Consider the following 16,611-nt stretch of genomic DNA (forward strand, 5'->3'; position numbering starts at 1 on the left):
GTGAGGACTCTCTAATATGAAGGTCCACTATTTAGCCAGTTTCGTTTAAATACAGCCGTCCGCAAGGGACCTTGGTCCGAGGTTGAAAAGCAAAAGTCCTAACTCTATCCGGGGCGTATTGCGCGGCGAACAAACGCTTGCTGGTCACAAGCCAGCAAAGCGAGATAGCGAAATCGATGGGAGCGCGTAGACGCAATCCTCCGCGATCACGCGATACACATCGCGGCTGGCTGCGGTGCGAGGGTAGGAACCACTGGCGGTTCTTGCCGCCTATTGCGTTTTAACCCCGACGATCTCTGCAAAAGGACCGCCAACGCCGGGCGCGCGAAGTGCCGCTCCTGTCGCGCCGCATGGGATCACTGCGACGCTGCCGGCGCCAGTCGTAATATCCTTCCCGCTGGCTCGTCGGTCAACGCCATTACCGCGCCGTCGGGAGCCTGCACCACGTCTCGGACGCGGCTGCCGAGAGCGAGGACTTCCTCGCCGGCGAACTGCTCGCCGTCAATTCTGACACGAACGATGCCTGCCGCGGACAGTCCGCCAATCAGGAGGTCGCCTCGCCAATCGGCAAACATGTCGCCGGTGTAGAAGGTCATGCCGGAAGGCGAGATGACCGGTGTCCAGCTATGGATGGAGCCGGCAAACTCCGGCCGTGTCGATGGATCGGGGATGCGTTTGCCCGAATAGTGCCGCCCCCAGCTGACCACGGGCCAGCCGTAATTCCTGCCGGCTTCCGGAATGTTTAGCTCATCGCCGCCGCGCGGCCCCATTTCCGCCGTCCAGAGCACGCCGGTTTCGGGATGGATCGCTGCGCTTTGCACATTGCGATGGCCGTAGGACCATATCTCGTCGGCGCCGTCCTTGCCGACGAAGGGATTGTCGTCAGGCACAGAACCATCGGGATTGATGCGGACGACCGTCCCGAGATGATTGCTCGCGTCCTGCGCCTGTTGCGCCTTGCCGCGCTCGCCGAGCGTAACGAAGAGCTTGCCGTCCGGCGCGAACACCAGGCGGGAACCGAAATGGTGCTGGCTCGAGACGGTTGGTTCCTGCCGGAAGATCACTTCGAAGCCCGAAAGCGCGCTCCCGTTCTCGTTCAGGCGTCCACGGCCGACGGACGTGGCCGCGCCGCCGCTCCGCTGCTCCGAATAGGAGAGATAAACCGTCCGGTTGTTGGCAAAGTCCGGATCGAGCGCCACATCCAGCAGGCCGCCTTGTCCGTCGGCGAGGACGTCCGGCACACCGTCGATCGGATCGGAAACGGCCCCGTCGGTCGAGACGAGCCGCAGGCGCCCCGGACGCTCGGTGACCAGCAGCGTGCCGTCGGGCAGGTAGGTCGCGCCCCAGGGATGTTCGAGCCCTTCGGCAAAGGTCTCGACAGCAATGCGGCCTGTTTGGCTCTCTATGCTCTTGGAAGGGTCCTGCGCGAAGGTGGTCGAGGGCGCGCTGAAGGCAAGAAGAAAAGACAAAGCAATCGGTATCCGCAGCATGATTTCTCCATCCGAACGGGGGGAGCCGCCGGCTCCTCGATATAATGACCGACTACCGATGCGGTTCCCAAGCTGGCGAGCGGGTTCTCATCAATGGCGTATATGGCGGCCGAAGATGTCCGCCTGCTGCTAAGCTGCAAGCGGCGCTTCGGCGTAGCTGTCAATCGCTGCGATCTCTTCCTTTTTCGCGTCAGCTTCCATAGTGAGGTCAAACGCGGCCTGCATGTTCATCCAGAACTGAGGCGTCGTATTGAAGAACTTGGCAAGGCGAAGCGCAGTGTCGGGAGTGACGGGCGTCACTTCGGCCACAAGGCGCTCAATCCTGGTCCGTGGCACATGGAGCTTTTTGGCGAGCGTGTAAGGCTTCAGACCCAGAGGGGCAAGAAACTCCTCCCGCAAGATTTCGCCAGGGTGGATCGGCGAAGTAAAGTGTAGCATTGCAGATCTCCAACTCTTGGTCGTCCCCACTCTTGGTCGTCAATGGCAATCGGCGATTTCAACGTCCTCGGCGTTGCCGTCTACCCACCGAAAGCAGACACGGAATTGGTCATTAATGCGGATCGAGTGCTGTCCGGTGCGGTCGCCTTTCAGCGTTCCGGGCTGTCAACGAAAAAGTACCACCGCGTGAGACTGACGGCCCATCTTCAGATGAAGGCAATCTATGATTGAACTGGTCCAGGCGAAAAGATGGATGACGATACGTCGCCGATTTTGGCACGAAAAGCTCACCGTGGCGACATGGTCGCGACACAGGGCCACAAAGCAAATCGGCCGCCCGAAGGCGGCCGATTTAATCGCTTGATTCCCTGAGAGAAACTGGAGCGGGTGAAGCGATTCGAACGCTCGACCCCAACCTTGGCAAGGTTGTGCTCTACCCCTGAGCTACACCCGCTCGCGCGGCTTTTTGGGCCGCAAGCCGCGCCTATATGGCTGAAGGGCGCGGCGATTGCAACAGGGAAATCGCAGGTTTTTTGGTCCGCAGCCGGCGACGTAAACAAGCCTTCCGTAGCGAGGACAGGAACGGAATCGGCGGCCTCACCGCGCGACGGTCTTGTCTCGACCGCGTCATTGGCCGTAAACGGCGTGATCTAAACCGCGACAACAACAAGTCCGACAAGAAACAACATGCCGAAAACCGAAGCCGAGCTTTTTGCCTTTCTCGCCGATCTTGGGATCGAGGTCTCGACCCTACGTCATCCGCCGCTGTTCACGGTCGCCGATTCGCAGGCGTTGCGCGGAGAAATCGCTGGCGGGCACACCAAAAACCTATTCCTCAAGGACAAGAAAGACAATTTCTTCCTGGTCAGCGTCGGCGAGGAGGCGGTGGTCGACCTCAAGCAGATCCACCATGTGATCGGCGCTGCCGGGCGCGTGTCTTTCGGCAAGCCGGAGATGCTGATGGAGCTTCTCGGCGTCGTTCCGGGCGCGGTCACCGTGTTCGGCGTGATCAACGACACGGCGCGAAGAGTGAAGGTGGTACTCGACCAGGAGTTGATGGGCCATACCATCATCAACGCCCATCCGCTGAGCAACGAGGCAACGACATCGATCGCTGCCGCCGACCTCGTCAAATTCGTCGAGGCAACCGGGCATGATGCTGTTATCTTGAAAGTCACGGCATGATCGCCACATGGATGACGATAAACCGACTTCTGAGTGAGGATATGGACGTTGTGCCGGGCCGGTGGGCCGGCGGCGCGACCGAAAGGGTGACGAGATGAGCGACAACAATCAATTTGGCGGCCCGTTTGACAGCAATGGCGGGCAATATGCCACCACAGTGCAGTATGGCGGCACCGAGGCCACCCCCGCGAAAGTCGCGCTTGGCGAGCCGCCCGTCGCCGTCGACGTCATCAAGGACACGACGACCGCCGCTTTTGCCGCCGACGTCATCCAGGAATCGCGCCGTCAGCCGGTGCTGGTCGATTTCTGGGCGCCCTGGTGCGGGCCCTGCAAGCAACTGACGCCGCTGCTGGAAAAGGCAGTCACGGCCGCTGGCGGCAAGGTCAAGCTGGTCAAGATGAATATCGACGACCATCCTTCGATCGCCGGACAGCTCGGCATCCAGTCGATCCCGGCGGTCATCGCTTTTAAGGACGGCCAGCCGGTCGACGGCTTCATGGGCGCCATCCCCGAGAGCCAGATCGCCGCGTTTATCGAGAAGGTCGGCGGCAAGACCAATGGTGCGCCGCAGGTGGCCGAGGCGCTTGCCGCGGCCGCGGAGGCGCGCGACGCCGGCGATGTGCAGACCGCGGCGGACATCTACGACGCGGTCCTGGAACAGGCGCCGGAGACGATCGAGGCCATTGCCGGGCTTGGCGATCTGCTGTTCGAGGCCGGCGATGCCGAGGGCGCCGAAGCCGTGCTGGCGCGGGCGCCGGAAGCAAAGAAGGATGCGCCGCCGCTGGCCGCGGTGCGCGCCAAGATGGCGCTTGCCGCACAGGCAGCAGCACTTGGCAATCCGGCCGAATTCGAGCGTCGGCTGGCCGAGAACCCCGGGGACCATCAGGCACGGTTCGATCTTGCCATGATCCAGAACGCCAATGGCGAGCGCATGGCGGCGGCTGACAATCTGCTGGCAATCGTCAAGGCCGACCGCTCGTGGAACGACGACGGCGCCAAGACGCAATTGCTGCAATTCTTCGAGGCATGGGGGATGACCGACGAAGCAACTCTGGCTGCACGGCGCAAATTGTCGTCGCTGCTGTTTTCCTGAGCGCGCATCAAGCTGTTTTTGCCTGGCGGCCTTGCGGTCGGCGGCGGCTGCGCCAGATTAGGGGCCAGACCCGATCCGTTTTTCGCTTCCTGACGATTTACACGCCAGGTTGCGATCGGCGGGCGGATTGATGCGCTTCTCGACGAAGCGAGCGGAGGACTGAAGTGCAGGCGGGAAACGCGCATTACCGGCTCGATACGGATTTGCCGTCGACGGTACCGATCTTCCCCCTTGAAGGCGCATTGCTGCTGCCGGGAGGCCGCATGCCGCTCAACATCTTCGAGCCGCGCTATCTGGAGATGGTGGATGAGGCGATCGCCGGATCGCGGCTGATCGGCATCATACAGCCCAGCCTCGACGGCGCGCGGCGCGCCGATGGCGAGCCTGAACTCTGCAATGTCGGCTGCGCCGGGCGCATCATTGCGCTTTCTGAGAGTGGCGACGGCCGTTACCTGATTTCGCTGCAAGGCGTGTGCCGGTTCCGCATCGTGCAGGAGCTCGCGGTCAAGACGCCCTTCCGCCAGTGCCGGTTTGCTCCCTTTCTCACCGATCTCGATGAAGATCAGGCGGAGGCCGGGATCGACCGGCCGGCGTTGCTCAAGGCATTTCGTGCCTATCTGCAGGCCAACGAACTCGAAGCCGACTGGGAAAGCGTCAGCCGCGCCGAAAATGCCATGCTGGTCAATGCGCTGTCGATGATGGCTCCCTACGGGCCGGCCGAGAAACAGGCGCTGCTCGAAGCGGCGGACCTGAAGACACGCGCCGAAACGCTGATCGCCATCACCGAAATGGCGCTGGCGCGCGAAAACGAGGATTTCGGGTCGAGCCTGCAGTAGGAGGCTCTTCCTTCTCCCCCTGTGGGAGAAGGTGGATTGGCGCGTAGCGCCAAGACGGTTGAGGGGTGCTGGACGGAGCGCGGTCGGTGCCAAGCTGGAACACCCCTCATCCGACCGAGCTTCGCTCGGCCACCTTCGCCCACAAGGGGAGAAGGAAGAGCCGCGCGAAGCTTAAATGCTGGTGAGAGGACGGGCCGAATGGTGGATGGGCGTGACGGAAAGAAGGCCAATGTCGATCCCAAGCTGCTGGAGTTGCTGGCCTGCCCGCTGACCAAGGGCCCGCTTACCTGGGATCCGGAGCGCGGCGAGCTCATCTCGAGGCTCGCGCGGCTTGCCTATCCGGTGCGTGACGGCATCCCGATCATGCTGCCTTCGGAGGCGCGCTCGCTCCCCTTCGACGACGGATTGCCGCCGCCGCGCCTGGGCGGACCGTCCTGAACTGTAGTGATCTTTCGCGCCGACATTTCGCAAGATTGTGCACCGCCGCACCGGTATCCCCTATTGAAAATTGCGCCCCTTGGGCATGACCTTTTCTGCCTTCCCCGATAGCGCCGCGATATCCTGCCGGTCGTTTTGCACGACAGGTACATCGGGCCTCTCCTCCAAAAGCACGGACAGCCAGGGCGTCAGATCCTCGACCTTTTCGGCGACGATATGGATGACGTTCGATTCCGACTGCAGTTTGCCGGTGATACGGACCAGCCGCGCCCCCATGACAATGGGCCGGTAGCGATTGAAGGTTCTTTCCCAGAAGATGACGTTGGCGACCGCCTGCTCGTCTTCCAGCGTCAGGAAAATCGCTTTGCCAGTGCCTGGGCGCTGCCGCACGAGCACCAGGCCGGCGACGGAGACCCGCCTGCCATCCGGCACGGAGGGGAGGCGCGCATTGGGCGTGACGCCGGAACGATCCAGCCGCTGGCGCAGAAAGGCAAGCGGATGCGCCTTCAGCGACAGGCCGAGCGAACGGTAGTCGTGGACGACGTGCTCGCCGAGCGGCATTGTCGGGAGCCTGGTTTCGGGTTCAAGGTCGCGCAAACGGACCGCCGGCCGGTCGAACAGCGGCAGGGTCTCGGCGGCACTCCTGCCGTCGAGGGCGCGGACCGCCCACAGGGCGTCGCGGCGGTCGAGACCAAGCGAACGGAAAGCGTCGGCTTGCGCCAGTTTCTCGATCTCATCGACATAGAGGCCTGAACGCAGCCAGACATCGCGAACGGATGCGTAGCCATCGCTGCGTCTGGCGACAAACACCTCCATGCGCTCCTTCGACAGACCTTTGACTTGGCGGAAACCCAGCCGGACGGCATGATTGGTCCGGATGACGCCACGCATCTGGGCATGGCGTTCGAGGATGCGGGCCTGATCGAAAGGCTCCTCCTCCAGCGCGCAATCCCAACCGGAAAAATTGACGTCGACGTCGCGGATTTCGACGCCATGATCGCGCGCGTCGCGAACAAGCTGAGCCGGCTGATAAAATCCCATCGGCTGGGAGTTCAGGATCGCGGCGCAGAACACGTCGGGATAGAAGGTCTTGAACCAGCACGAGGCATAGACCAACAGGGCGAAGGAAGCGGCATGGCTTTCGGGAAAGCCGTATTCGCCGAATCCCTCGATCTGCTTGAAGCAGCGCTCGGCGAAGTCTCTCTCGTAGCCCCGCAAAACCATGCCGTCGACCATCCGCTTGCGATAATTGCCGATCGTGCCGGTGCGCTTGAAAGTGGCCATGGCGCGGCGCAATTCATCGGCCTCCCCTGGCCTGAAGCCGCCGGCGACGATGGCGATCTTCATCGCCTGTTCCTGGAACAGTGGCACGCCAAGCGTCCTGCCGAGTATCTCTTCCAGTTCCGGCCTGGGATATTCAGGTTTTTCCTTGCCTTGCCGGCGGCGCAGATAGGGATGGACCATGTCGCCCTGGATCGGGCCCGGCCGCACGATCGCCACTTCGATGACGAGGTCATAGAATGTTCTCGGCCTGAGACGCGGCAGCATCGACATCTGGGCGCGGGATTCGATCTGGAAGACGCCGAGCGTGTCGGCGCGGCAGATCATGTCGTAGACATGTTTGTCCTCGGCAGGGAGGGTGGCCAGCACATAGGGTCGGCCATACGGATCCCGCGCATCATCATAATGGTCTTCCAAGAGCTTGAAGGCGCGCTGCAGGCAGGTCAGCATGCCGAGCGCCAACACGTCGACTTTAAGGATTTTCACCGCGTCGAGATCGTCCTTGTCCCACTCGACCATCTTGCGCTCGTCCATCGCCGTTTTGATGATGGGCACGATCTCGTCGAGCCGGTCCCTGGTGATGACGAAGCCGCCGACATGCTGCGACAGATGACGGGGAAAGCCCATGATCTCGTTGGCGCATTCGATCACATGCCTTGTCGATGGATCGGTCTGGTCGAGGCCGCCGGCCCTGGTCTCCTTTTCGCCGAGCTCCGAGGTCGACCAACCCCAGATCGAACTGGACAGCGCGCTCCTGATATCGTCCGACAGGCCCATCGCCTTGGCCACTTCGCGCATCGCCGACCGGCCCCGGTAGCTGACGACGGCCGCGGCAAGTGCGGTGCGCTTGGCGCTGTATCTCGAGTAGATGTACTGGATGACCTCTTCGCGCTTTTCATGCTCGAAATCGACATCGATGTCAGGTGGCTCGTTTCTTTCCTCGGAAATGAAACGCTCGAAAAGCGAGTCGATCCGCTCGGGGCCCACTTCGGTGATGCCGATGCAATAACAGACCACCGAGTTGGCCGCGGAGCCGCGCCCCTGGCAGAGTATGCCCTGGCTGCGGGCGAATTTGACGATGTCGTAGACGGTCAGAAAATAGCGCGCGTAATTCAGGCGCTCGATCAAAGCGAGCTCTTCCTGGATGCGCTTTGTCACATCGGAGGGAACGCCTGAAGGGTACCGTATCGCCGCTCCCTCTCGAGCCAGCCTTTCCAGTTCGGCCTGTGGCCCGAGGCCCGATTCCGTCGGTTCGTCGGGATAGTTGTATTGGAGGTCACTGAGAGAGAAGCTCAATTCGCCGGCAAAGCGCAGCGTTTCCGCCAGTGCCTGCGGATGTCTGCGGAAAAGCCGGGCCACCTCCATTGGCGGCTTCAAATGGCGCTCGGCATTGGCCGCCAGTTCCAGCCCCGCTTCGGCAACAGGCACGTTGAGGCGGATCGCCGTCAGCACGTCCTGCAACCGGCGTCGTTCGGACGTATGGTAAAGAACGTCGTTGGTCGCCATCAGCGGAATGCCCGATGCCTCAGCCATGGAAGCTGCCTGCTCGATGCGGAAGCGGTCGTTGCCGTGATAATCCGGCGAAACGGCAAGCCGCAAAGCCTTGCCAAAACGATCCTTGAGCCGACTAATCATTTTAAGATCATCTGGCGCCGACAGATCCGGCAGGATCGCCAGCGACATGAGATCGCCCCATTCGAAAAGGTCGTCGCGATAGAGAAGCGGTGCGCCCTTTTCGCTTTCGTCGCGCATATTGGCTTGCGTCAGCATGCGGCAGAGATGGCCCCAGCCCTTGCGGTCCTGCGGATAGGCGAGAACGTCGGGCGTGCCGTCGCAAAAAACCAGGCGGCAGCCGGGATGATAGGAAAGGCCTTCCACCTTGGCCTGCTGCCAGGCGCGCACGACACCGGCCACCGTGTTGCGGTCGGCAAGCCCGATCGACGAGAATCCCAAAAACTTTGCCGCGACCACCAGCTCCTCCGGTTTCGAGGCGCCGCGCAGGAACGAGAAATTCGACTGGATGCCGAATTCGGCATAGGGAACGGCCGCCAGCGCGTTCATGCGAAGACCCCATGCATGAACCAGCGCGGCGGGACTTGAGAGGCGCCGTAGAGACCCTGGCGGTAGAGCCAGTAACGGCGGCCGTCGCTATCCTCGATGCGGAAATAATCCCGGGTCGGCGCGTCTTCCTGCCCCGCCGCCTCCCGCCACCATTCCGGGGCGATGCGTTCCGGCCCTTCGGCGCGCGCGACCCGATACAGCGCGCGCCGCCAGCGGAAGTTCATGGGCGGTCCCTCAGGCATTTCGGTGGCCGGGACCTCGATCGGTTCGGGCGAACGGAACAGCCGGATGGGGCGTTCCGGCCGGAAGCCAGGCTTAGTGTCTTGTATCTTGTCCGGCTTCTTCGGCGGAGAGACCCTTTGCGGCGCCTCCGCGAAGGGAAGCGTGGCGACGGCGCGCTCGGGCAGATGGCTCTCGACGGCAACCGGTTTCAAAACCGCGCTGTCGCCGAGCCGGGCGCGGATGCGATCGGCGAAAAGGGCAATATCGGCGCCGTCATCGCGCGTCTCGCCGGCGAGATCGGCCTGCTGCATGTCGAAGGCGGCGGCCGACAGGACGGAGAGGCGCACGAGATCGAAGCCATAGCCGACATCGATGTCCTGTTCGAGCGCGGCTAGCCTTTCGTGAAATAATTTTTGGATCAGCAGCGGCTCGCGCAGCGGCCGCGACGTGCCGACGGCGATCCGGCTGACGGCCCCGTCGACGCGGAAGAGCAGCAGCGCCAGCCTTCTTGCGCCTTCGCCGCGGCGCTCGAGATCCACCTTCAAAGTCGTCGCCAGCATTTTCACCAGCCGCTCTATTTCGTCGGTCAGCATGATGGGTTCTGCGAGGTGGCGTTCGACCGAAAGCGGCGCGACCGGCAGGCGCGGCGACACCGCCTCGTCGAGGCGGCCGAGCGCCTGGTCGAGACGCAAAAGCAGCGAGACACCGAAGCGGCGGGCGAGCGGCGCGCGCGGGGCTGCCATGACGGCGCCCGCCGTGCGCAGGCCCACGCTTTCCAGGCTGGCGCGGATATCAGGCTCGATGCGCAGCGCCGCCAGCGGCAAGGGTGCGAGAAGCGCCTCCTCCTCGCCACCGGGGACGATGCGGTCACTGGCAAACCGCGCTGCCGCCCAGGCAGCACCTGGCGTGGCAGCAAGGCCGGCGCGGACATCAAAACCCTGATAGAAAAAGCGCGACAGGATGTCGTCGAGCATCGAGCGTTCGCCGCCGAAAAGATGAGTGCAGCCGGTGACGTCGAGGAACAGGCCATCGGCTGCGTCGAGCGCCACCAGCGGGGTGTAGCGGTCGCACCAGTCGGCAAGACTTTCGAGCAGGCGGCGGTCGGCCTCGGGATCGGCTTCCACCACGTCGATCGACGGATGCATGGCGCGCGCGTCGGCTATGCCCATGCCGCGCTTCAGGTGAAGCGCCTCAGCCCGCTCGTCGAGGGCGGCGATGCGCTGCGCGTTCGCTTGGCGATGGCTGATCACCAGCGGCAGGTGATCCGACGGCCGGGAACGCCAGGACCGCCCCAGACGCTGCCGCAGGACCCTTTCCGCGGCGAGGTGCGGGAACCACAGGGACAGAATTCGCTGCCCTTCTTTCCTCGCCCCGTCTTTCTTCAAAACTGTGTTCATCGGGGTTCCACTCCAGTGTGAATTGTCCTGGCAAGGCCGTGCGGCTCTTGCCGATGCTGACGGTGAAGGCGGGACGGCCGATCGAGCCGGCAAGTGGCCCGGCGATCGTCTGGCGGGATGCCGACGGCGCCGCCGACAGGATGAGGCGAACGGGTGCCGCCGTAGGCTCTGCCTCGCCGGCCTGGCGCAGCAGGAAGACCGGCCGGCCGGCATTCTGCGCCCGGGCGTGCAGCCGCCGCGTCGCGGTGAGATCCAGCCGCTGCGGGCTGCCGCGGATTTCGAGGATGACGGCGGCGAGCGCCGTCATCCGGGCGGCCTCCTCGGCGATCCACAGCGCGTCGAGGAGTTTTGGCGCTTCGGAAAACAGCAATTGCTCCGGCTCGATGCCGAAAACGGCGTGAAGCCCTCTGGCATAGGGGAAGCCCGCCTCCCGGAAGATTTCCGCGGTGCCGATCCACAGGACCGGCAATCGCGGCCCCTGTTTGAGAATCAGGCTGACGAGCGACAGGGCGAAGCCGGCGACGGCCCCGGCATCACGGGTCGCGGCGCCATGGATCTCGCTCAGCGCCGCCTTCGGCAGGCCGCCGCTGAGCGCGGTATCGAGACCCTCGGCGCCGGTGCGCAGAAACGCATCGGGCGGCGCCACGGCGAGGCCGCGGCGGACGATTGTTAGACCCTGGGGTGTGACATCCGCTGTTGGATTCTGGGGGGTGACATCCGCATCAACGGGGGCTGCGCCGGCCGGCGCCTCCAGGCGCTCGGGCAGCGTTCCCTCGATCTTCGCGATCTGGCGGCGCAGGGCAAAAACAGTCTCCCGCGCCACGGCGCTTGTCGCCATGACGGTCAGCTTCCACTCACAATTGTTCCTGTTATGTTCTAATAGATTCCAGAGGGCGCCCGAAGAGTCAAGCGGAGTCATGGGGAATTTATTCCTGTCCGCGTGTGGACGGCAACCCGGCCATTTGCCGATTTCGGCTCGAAAGCCTATATGCCGGGATCAGAAGGACAAAGCATGGCCCGCATCTACAAGACCCGTGTCTGGCACGACCAGCTTTCGCCATCGATGGAGGAAATGGAGTTCCTGGCGCTGGAGGCTTACGCCCATCTGCCGGAGGAATTTCGCAAGCTGACCGGCGAGATCGTCATCCAGATCGCCGAATTCCCGACCGACGAGATCATGGACGATCTGTCGCTAGAAACGCCCTTCGACCTGCTCGGCCTGTTCGAGGGGCGCGGGATCGCCGAACGCTGGAATCCGCAGACCGGCGAGGGGCCGAACCGCGTCACGCTCTACCGCCGCGCCATTCTCGACTACTGGGCCGAGAACGAAGAGACGCTGGGCGACATCGTCACCCATGTGCTGATCCACGAGATCGGCCATCATTTCGGCCTGTCGGACGATGATATGGAGCGGATCGAAGAGGCGGCGGAGTAACGGCCCACGCTTCGTCGCCGCTATCCTGCTCCGGTTCGGCGTCATTTGCGCCGGCGCGCATCACTGTGAGAGATAGATCTTCGCCGACTGGCCGGCGATGCCGCTGAATTTCCAGTTGGCGGAGTTGATGATCATGGTGTTCACGACCATCGAGATCTTGCTGGAGGTGATGTTCGTGGTCGAATTGTAGGTGACGTCCCGGTTGGGCAGATAGATGATCCCAGTCAGAGACTCGCCGTTCGAGCCGTTGAACACATACTGGCGCTTGTTGGCGTTGTTGGCGGGATCGCTCGTCTTTTCTAACATCAGGATATCCTTGTAGGCACCGCTGCTCGGGGCCGAGGCCGTGATTGTGAGGGCGCCGTTGGCCTGGATCATGCTGTCGGTATCCGGGAAGTAGAAGGTGACGCCTTCGGCGATGACCTTGGCGCCGGAATTGATGATCATCGGTCCCTTGATGATATGAAGGCCCGGATTGAACGTGATGGTAGGGCTGCCATTGAAGTTCACCCAGCAGTGCAGTCCCGGGTTCAAGGTCTGCGTCTGTCCGTCACGCGCGCCGGATGTGGTGCAGGCCGAGGGAACGGCGGGCTCAGGAATGGCGCCGGCATAGGGATCCGCCGTGACGGCGCATGCCGTCTCCAGCTTGGACAGCGTACCGCCGTTCTTGATGTATTTCGTGCCCTTCACGCAGAGCTTGCTGATGTTCATGGTGACGCCGGCATTCATGATGAAGGCCGGGTCCCTGGTAGAATGAACGTCGATCACGCAGGACTCGGCATCCACGTTGGCGCCACTATTGAGCAGCAGCGCCTGCGGGTTATTCGCAAGGACGATGATGCAAGGGACGGCCGACGTGGCCATCTTGACGGCGGACGTGACGCGAACGTTGACGGTCGGGTCGCCCAAGACAAACGGGAACAAGCGCGGGTAGCTGTAGGTCGCGCTGCCCGAGAGCGTACTGTTGTCCAGCTTGATGGACATGTTGGCCTTCAGGTCCGGGTCGGCCGCGAAATCCGGGCTGCCGGCGATGAACCCGCTGAACAGGGACGTCGCCGTGGCCTCGGCGGAGGTGGCGCCCTGCGCCGCGCCCCCCAGCAGGGCGGCGTCGAGAAGGGCCTGCAACTCATTCTTTTCGCGGAGGACGTTGGTATAGTCGATCGCAAACCCGATCGCCCCGACCAACGGCAGCAGGCTCAGCGCCATGACGATGGAAAGGTTCGCGGCGCGGGAATGGACAAAACGACCATAGCAGGATGTCGCCATGGCGCTGACGATCCGGGCCAGTGCCGACCGCAATTCGAACCTCAACCTCATGGCAATCCACCCCTCAAATGCGCGCCCATCGGCGTTCATAGCCGCGAAATTATTTCGATTCGGTTTCGGAATCGTAGCATTTGATGCCGGGCCTTCCGCCGTCAGGGAAACCCGGGGACAGTTTTAAAACTGTTCACTTAGCAAGCTGACATGGGATCAGCTTCTGTCGGAGACGCCTTTCGGTGATTGGTCGCCCTCGGCAACACGACTAATAGCACCGCGAGGGAAACAATGGACAGCTACGCCGGCCCGTCATAGAGCTTGCTTCGCCTTTCGCGGCCGACAGCGATGCGACGACTAGCATTGGAAAGTGCGCCAGACTTGCATTTTTGGCGCTGATCGGGTCGTGCGCGCCGCCGTTGGCTGCCGTTCCGGCTTTCGCCAAGAACTGCTCACTCGGACAGCAGGATAAGCTTGTTTTACTAGGATGACGAAGGACGAGCGATGTCAGCGCCCTACCAGTCGCTGAGCTTGGTGTCGGGCCCGTATTCCTGGCCCTCGATATCCTTCACCACGGCCTGGCCGCAGCGCATGGCCTTGGCCTCCTGGTCGTAGGAATAGGTCGGTGAGCCGAACAGGTGCCAGCCCTTGTTCAGCGCCGCGGTTACCTTGTGGCAGAAGCTGGAATCGTCCGGAGCGGACAGAAAGCGGTAGAGTTTCATTTTTCATTCCTGTCGTGAGTTGCCAATCATGCCCCGATGGCGGCCGCCTTCGCCAGCAGTTTTTCGGCCTGTGTCAGATGCAGCCGCTCGACCATCTTTCCATTCAGCGCAATCACTTGGCTGCCGGCATTTTCGGCAAGCGCGAAGGCCTCTTTCACCGAGCGCGCCTCGGCCACCGCCTCGGCAGATGGCGCAAAGGCCCGGTTCGCCGCCTCGATCTGAGCCGGGTGGATCAGCGACTTGCCGTCAAACCCCATGGCGGCTGCCTCCCCGCATTCGCGCGCAAAAGCGTCCAGGTCGCGAAAATCATTGAAGACACCATCGAGCAGGTCAAGGCCACCGGCGCGCGCGGCGAGCACCATCTGCATCAGCCACGGTGTGAGATAGCGCCGGTCGGGCGTGGCGAGAATGCCGGTTTCCTTGACCAGATCGTTCGTTCCGGCAACGAAACAGACCAGCCGCGAGGCCGGATCGCGGCCAAGCTCGGCAATCGGTCCGATGTTGAGCAGTGCCTTGGGCGTTTCGATCATCGCCCATAGTTTCACCGCGTCCGGTGCGAAATTGTCGTCGAGGACGTCGCCGGGTTCGAGGACATCGCGCGGTGTGTCGACCTTGGGCAGCAGGATGGCGTCGGGCTCGCAGCGTGCCGCAGCCAGCAAATCGTCGGCGCCCCATTCGCTGGAAAGCGCATTGATGCGCACGACCATCTCGCAGCGGCGGCTGGGGCGATCGGCGAAGATGCCGGCCAGTTTTTCGCGCGCGGAAACCTTGTCGGCCGGGGCGACGGCATCTTCGAGGTCGATGATGACGGCATCGCAGGCCAGCGACGGAAGCTTGGCCAGTGCCTTGTCGTTCGAAGCCGGGACGTAGAGCACCGAGCGGCGCGGGCGGTAGGTTTCGGTCGTCATACCAGATCTATGCCGCCTGCGGCCGGTCGAGGCAAGCCGTCTTGGCCTGCACAAAAACTGCATAAAACTCCCGAAAATCTCCTCGCATCCGCCTCGCTGCCCGCATTTCGGCCGGCGAAAAGGGCGGCATGCAAGAGCAAACAAATTCCCGTTGGTCGCTGCCTTACCGGCTCCGTAGCGAAGATTGGTGGCTCGTCGATCCACCCGGCACTTCGGCGACCCTCTTCCCCTTCATCCCCAAATCTCTGCCCAGATATGCCGGCCGGATCAAAGCCGCTGAGAAAGTCCGATCATGACATCGTTGCTCACGGCCGCGCCGAGCTATTGCGCGCGCTTCGGCGTTGCGGTCCTGCTTGCCGCGCTGGCCGATTTCTTCTTCTACGGCCAGCCCGTCGGCATCACGCTTTTCCTGTTTGGCATTACGCTTGCCGCCGCAGCCGCGGCCATCCAGCCTTCGGCGCTCAGCGCCCGCGGCCTGTGGCTCGGACTTGCCGCCTTGCTTGTGGCGCTGCTGCCGCTCATTGAAAATGTCAGCGCGCTGTCTGTCGCGATCGGGCTGGCGGCGATGGCCGTCTTTGCGCTTTCGCTGGTCGGCCGGCTGCGGCACGGGCTTGCCCGCATTGCCGGCCAGGTCGCGCTCTTCCTGCTCGCGGCACCATTGCGGTTCGTCCACGATTTCCTTCGCTGGCGCAAGGCGGCGCGGCGGCTTGGCCGGCGGCGCATCCGCTTTGCGGCGATCGCCGTCTGGGTCATGCCGTTGACGTTGGGTGCCGTGTTTCTCGCGCTGTTCGGCGCCGCCAATCCGGTTGTCGAATACTGGCTGTCGCTGATCGATCTCCTCGCACTGCTCGAGTTCATCCAGCTGCCGCGGTTGGCCTTCTGGTTGTTGGTGCTTGCCGGTGTCTGGGCCTTTTTGCGTCCGCGCCTGCCGCGCGTTCTCCGTCGCATTCCGCGTGTGGTGTTGCCTGTGCCTGTCGGCCGGGTGACGACGACAAAACCCGTCACGGCAATCGAGGACATCATCTTCGGCAAGGCCGCCATTCTTCGCGCGCTGGTCGTCTTCAACATCCTGTTTGCGATGCAGACCGCGCTCGACGCCACCTATCTGTGGGGCGGCATCGCCCTTCCCGACGGGCTGACCTACGCCGCCTATGCGCATCGCGGCGCCTATCCATTGATCGTCACGGCGCTGCTCGCCGCCGGCTTCGTCCTGGCAGCGCTGCGGCCGGGCAGCACGACCTCCGGCGATCCGCTCATCCGCCGGCTGGTCTATATCTGGGTGGCGCAGAACATCATGCTGGTCGTCTCGTCGATCCTGCGGCTCGACCTCTATATCGGGGTCTATGCGCTGACCTACTGGCGCATCGCCGCCTTCGCTTGGATGGGGCTGGTGGCGGCGGGCCTTGCCCTGATCATCGCCCGCATCGCGCTCGAGAAATCCAACGAATGGCTGCTTTCCGCCAATCTTCTGACGCTTTCGGTGACGCTCTATGCCTGCTGCTTCATCAACTTCGCGGCGCTGATCGCCAACTACAATGTCGAGCACTCATTCGAAATGACCGGCCAGGGCACTGAGCTCGATTTCTGGTATCTGCGTTCGCTCGGTCCCAGCGCCTGGCCGGCGCTCGATCGCTTCCTCGAGCATCAGGGCAAGACGAATGCGGCCAGCGTTTCCTCCTACCGCGAACTCGTCCGGTTGCTTGGGCAGGACGAGGCCCACTATCGCGCGCGCCGAGAAAACTGGCGCGCCTGGAGCTTTCGCGACTGGCGGCTGCTTCGCACTCTCGACACACGTATCCCGTTCGTGGTTCCTCAGGGCTCCGAACCCTTCGTGCCGGGCCGCTGATT

15 protein-coding genes, 1 tRNA gene and 1 pseudogene are annotated in these 16,611 nt (G+C 63.0%); 7 read left to right on the top strand and 10 right to left on the bottom strand.

Features of this window, described 5'->3' with window-relative positions; translation table 11 throughout:
* Positions 1–356: 356 nt before the first annotated feature.
* The 4 genes and pseudogenes from CIT25_RS12575 to CIT25_RS12590 form a co-directional block, all read right to left on the bottom strand.
* Positions 357–1,490 carry a PQQ-dependent sugar dehydrogenase gene (locus CIT25_RS12575; protein WP_095484818.1) on the bottom strand — a complete coding sequence of 378 codons (1,134 nt, stop codon included), beginning with the start codon at positions 1,488–1,490 and terminating at the stop codon, positions 357–359.
* A gap of 129 nt (positions 1,491–1,619) precedes the next feature.
* Complete coding sequence (locus CIT25_RS12580) at positions 1,620–1,928, bottom strand: HigA family addiction module antitoxin (protein ID WP_095484819.1); 309 nt, start codon at positions 1,926–1,928, stop codon at positions 1,620–1,622.
* 39 nt (positions 1,929–1,967) lie between these two features.
* Positions 1,968–2,081, bottom strand: a pseudogene (locus CIT25_RS12585) (type II toxin-antitoxin system RelE/ParE family toxin); the annotation flags it as partial.
* Between the two features lie 226 nt (positions 2,082–2,307).
* A tRNA-Gly gene (locus tag CIT25_RS12590) sits at positions 2,308–2,382 on the bottom strand.
* A 233-nt stretch (positions 2,383–2,615) separates the two neighbouring features.
* On the opposite strand from CIT25_RS12590, the gene CIT25_RS12595 reads away from it, so the two are divergent.
* From CIT25_RS12595 to CIT25_RS12610, 4 genes are all read left to right on the top strand, one after another.
* A complete protein-coding gene (locus CIT25_RS12595) occupies positions 2,616–3,113 on the top strand; it encodes a prolyl-tRNA synthetase associated domain-containing protein (protein WP_095484820.1) in 498 nt (165 codons plus the stop codon).
* A gap of 94 nt (positions 3,114–3,207) precedes the next feature.
* Complete coding sequence (gene trxA / locus CIT25_RS12600) at positions 3,208–4,206, top strand: thioredoxin (RefSeq protein WP_095485110.1); 999 nt, start codon at positions 3,208–3,210, stop codon at positions 4,204–4,206.
* Between the two features lie 164 nt (positions 4,207–4,370).
* Positions 4,371–5,042 carry an LON peptidase substrate-binding domain-containing protein gene (locus CIT25_RS12605; protein ID WP_095484821.1) on the top strand — a complete coding sequence of 224 codons (672 nt, stop codon included), beginning with the start codon at positions 4,371–4,373 and terminating at the stop codon, positions 5,040–5,042.
* A 198-nt stretch (positions 5,043–5,240) separates the two neighbouring features.
* Positions 5,241–5,480, top strand: coding sequence for a Trm112 family protein (locus CIT25_RS12610; protein ID WP_095484822.1), 240 nt, complete (start codon positions 5,241–5,243; stop codon positions 5,478–5,480).
* Positions 5,481–5,540: 60 nt separating this feature from the next.
* On the opposite strand, the gene CIT25_RS12615 is transcribed toward CIT25_RS12610, so the two are convergent.
* The 3 genes from CIT25_RS12615 to CIT25_RS37465 are packed head-to-tail and all read right to left on the bottom strand — an operon-like array spanning position 5,541 to position 11,279.
* A complete protein-coding gene (locus CIT25_RS12615; protein ID WP_095484823.1) occupies positions 5,541–8,822 on the bottom strand; it encodes an error-prone DNA polymerase in 3,282 nt (1,093 codons plus the stop codon).
* On the bottom strand, positions 8,819–10,294 hold the full coding sequence (locus tag CIT25_RS12620; RefSeq protein ID WP_095484824.1) for a DUF6504 family protein: 1,476 nt from the start codon (positions 10,292–10,294) through the stop codon (positions 8,819–8,821). Before CIT25_RS12620 ends, CIT25_RS12615 begins: the two co-directional genes overlap by 4 nt.
* Positions 10,236–11,279 (bottom strand): ImuA family protein, encoded by a 1,044-nt coding sequence (locus CIT25_RS37465; RefSeq protein ID WP_095484825.1) that lies wholly within the window; start codon positions 11,277–11,279, stop codon positions 10,236–10,238. Before CIT25_RS37465 ends, CIT25_RS12620 begins: the two co-directional genes overlap by 59 nt.
* A gap of 174 nt (positions 11,280–11,453) precedes the next feature.
* Here CIT25_RS37465 and CIT25_RS12630 point away from each other — a divergent pair, with 174 nt between their 5' ends.
* Entirely contained in the window at positions 11,454–11,876 is a 423-nt protein-coding gene (locus CIT25_RS12630) for a metallopeptidase family protein (RefSeq protein WP_095485111.1), read from the top strand.
* Between the two features lie 60 nt (positions 11,877–11,936).
* Here CIT25_RS12630 and CIT25_RS12635 read toward each other — a convergent pair whose 3' ends face one another.
* Positions 11,937–13,142: a pilus assembly protein TadG-related protein gene (locus CIT25_RS12635; RefSeq protein WP_158302545.1), complete on the bottom strand. Its 1,206-nt coding sequence runs from the start codon at positions 13,140–13,142 to the stop codon at positions 11,937–11,939.
* On the opposite strand from CIT25_RS12635, the gene CIT25_RS36230 reads away from it, so the two are divergent.
* Positions 13,141–13,320 carry a hypothetical protein gene (locus CIT25_RS36230; protein WP_158302546.1) on the top strand — a complete coding sequence of 60 codons (180 nt, stop codon included), beginning with the start codon at positions 13,141–13,143 and terminating at the stop codon, positions 13,318–13,320. The genes CIT25_RS12635 and CIT25_RS36230 overlap by 2 nt on opposite strands.
* 328 nt (positions 13,321–13,648) lie before the next feature.
* On the opposite strand, the gene CIT25_RS12640 is transcribed toward CIT25_RS36230, so the two are convergent.
* On the bottom strand, positions 13,649–13,855 hold the full coding sequence (locus CIT25_RS12640) for a DUF1737 domain-containing protein (protein WP_095484827.1): 207 nt from the start codon (positions 13,853–13,855) through the stop codon (positions 13,649–13,651).
* Between the two features lie 26 nt (positions 13,856–13,881).
* A complete protein-coding gene (locus tag CIT25_RS12645; protein WP_164897543.1) occupies positions 13,882–14,763 on the bottom strand; it encodes an HpcH/HpaI aldolase/citrate lyase family protein in 882 nt (293 codons plus the stop codon).
* 292 nt (positions 14,764–15,055) lie between these two features.
* On the opposite strand from CIT25_RS12645, the gene CIT25_RS12650 reads away from it, so the two are divergent.
* The gene (locus tag CIT25_RS12650) at positions 15,056–16,609 is read left to right on the top strand and encodes a DUF4153 domain-containing protein (protein ID WP_095484829.1); all 1,554 of its coding nucleotides are present in this window, start codon (positions 15,056–15,058) and stop codon (positions 16,607–16,609) included.
* Positions 16,610–16,611 lie beyond the last annotated feature (2 nt).

It is taken from the genome of Mesorhizobium mediterraneum, from assembly GCF_002284565.1.
Classification (GTDB): Bacteria; Pseudomonadota; Alphaproteobacteria; order Rhizobiales; family Rhizobiaceae; genus Mesorhizobium; species Mesorhizobium mediterraneum.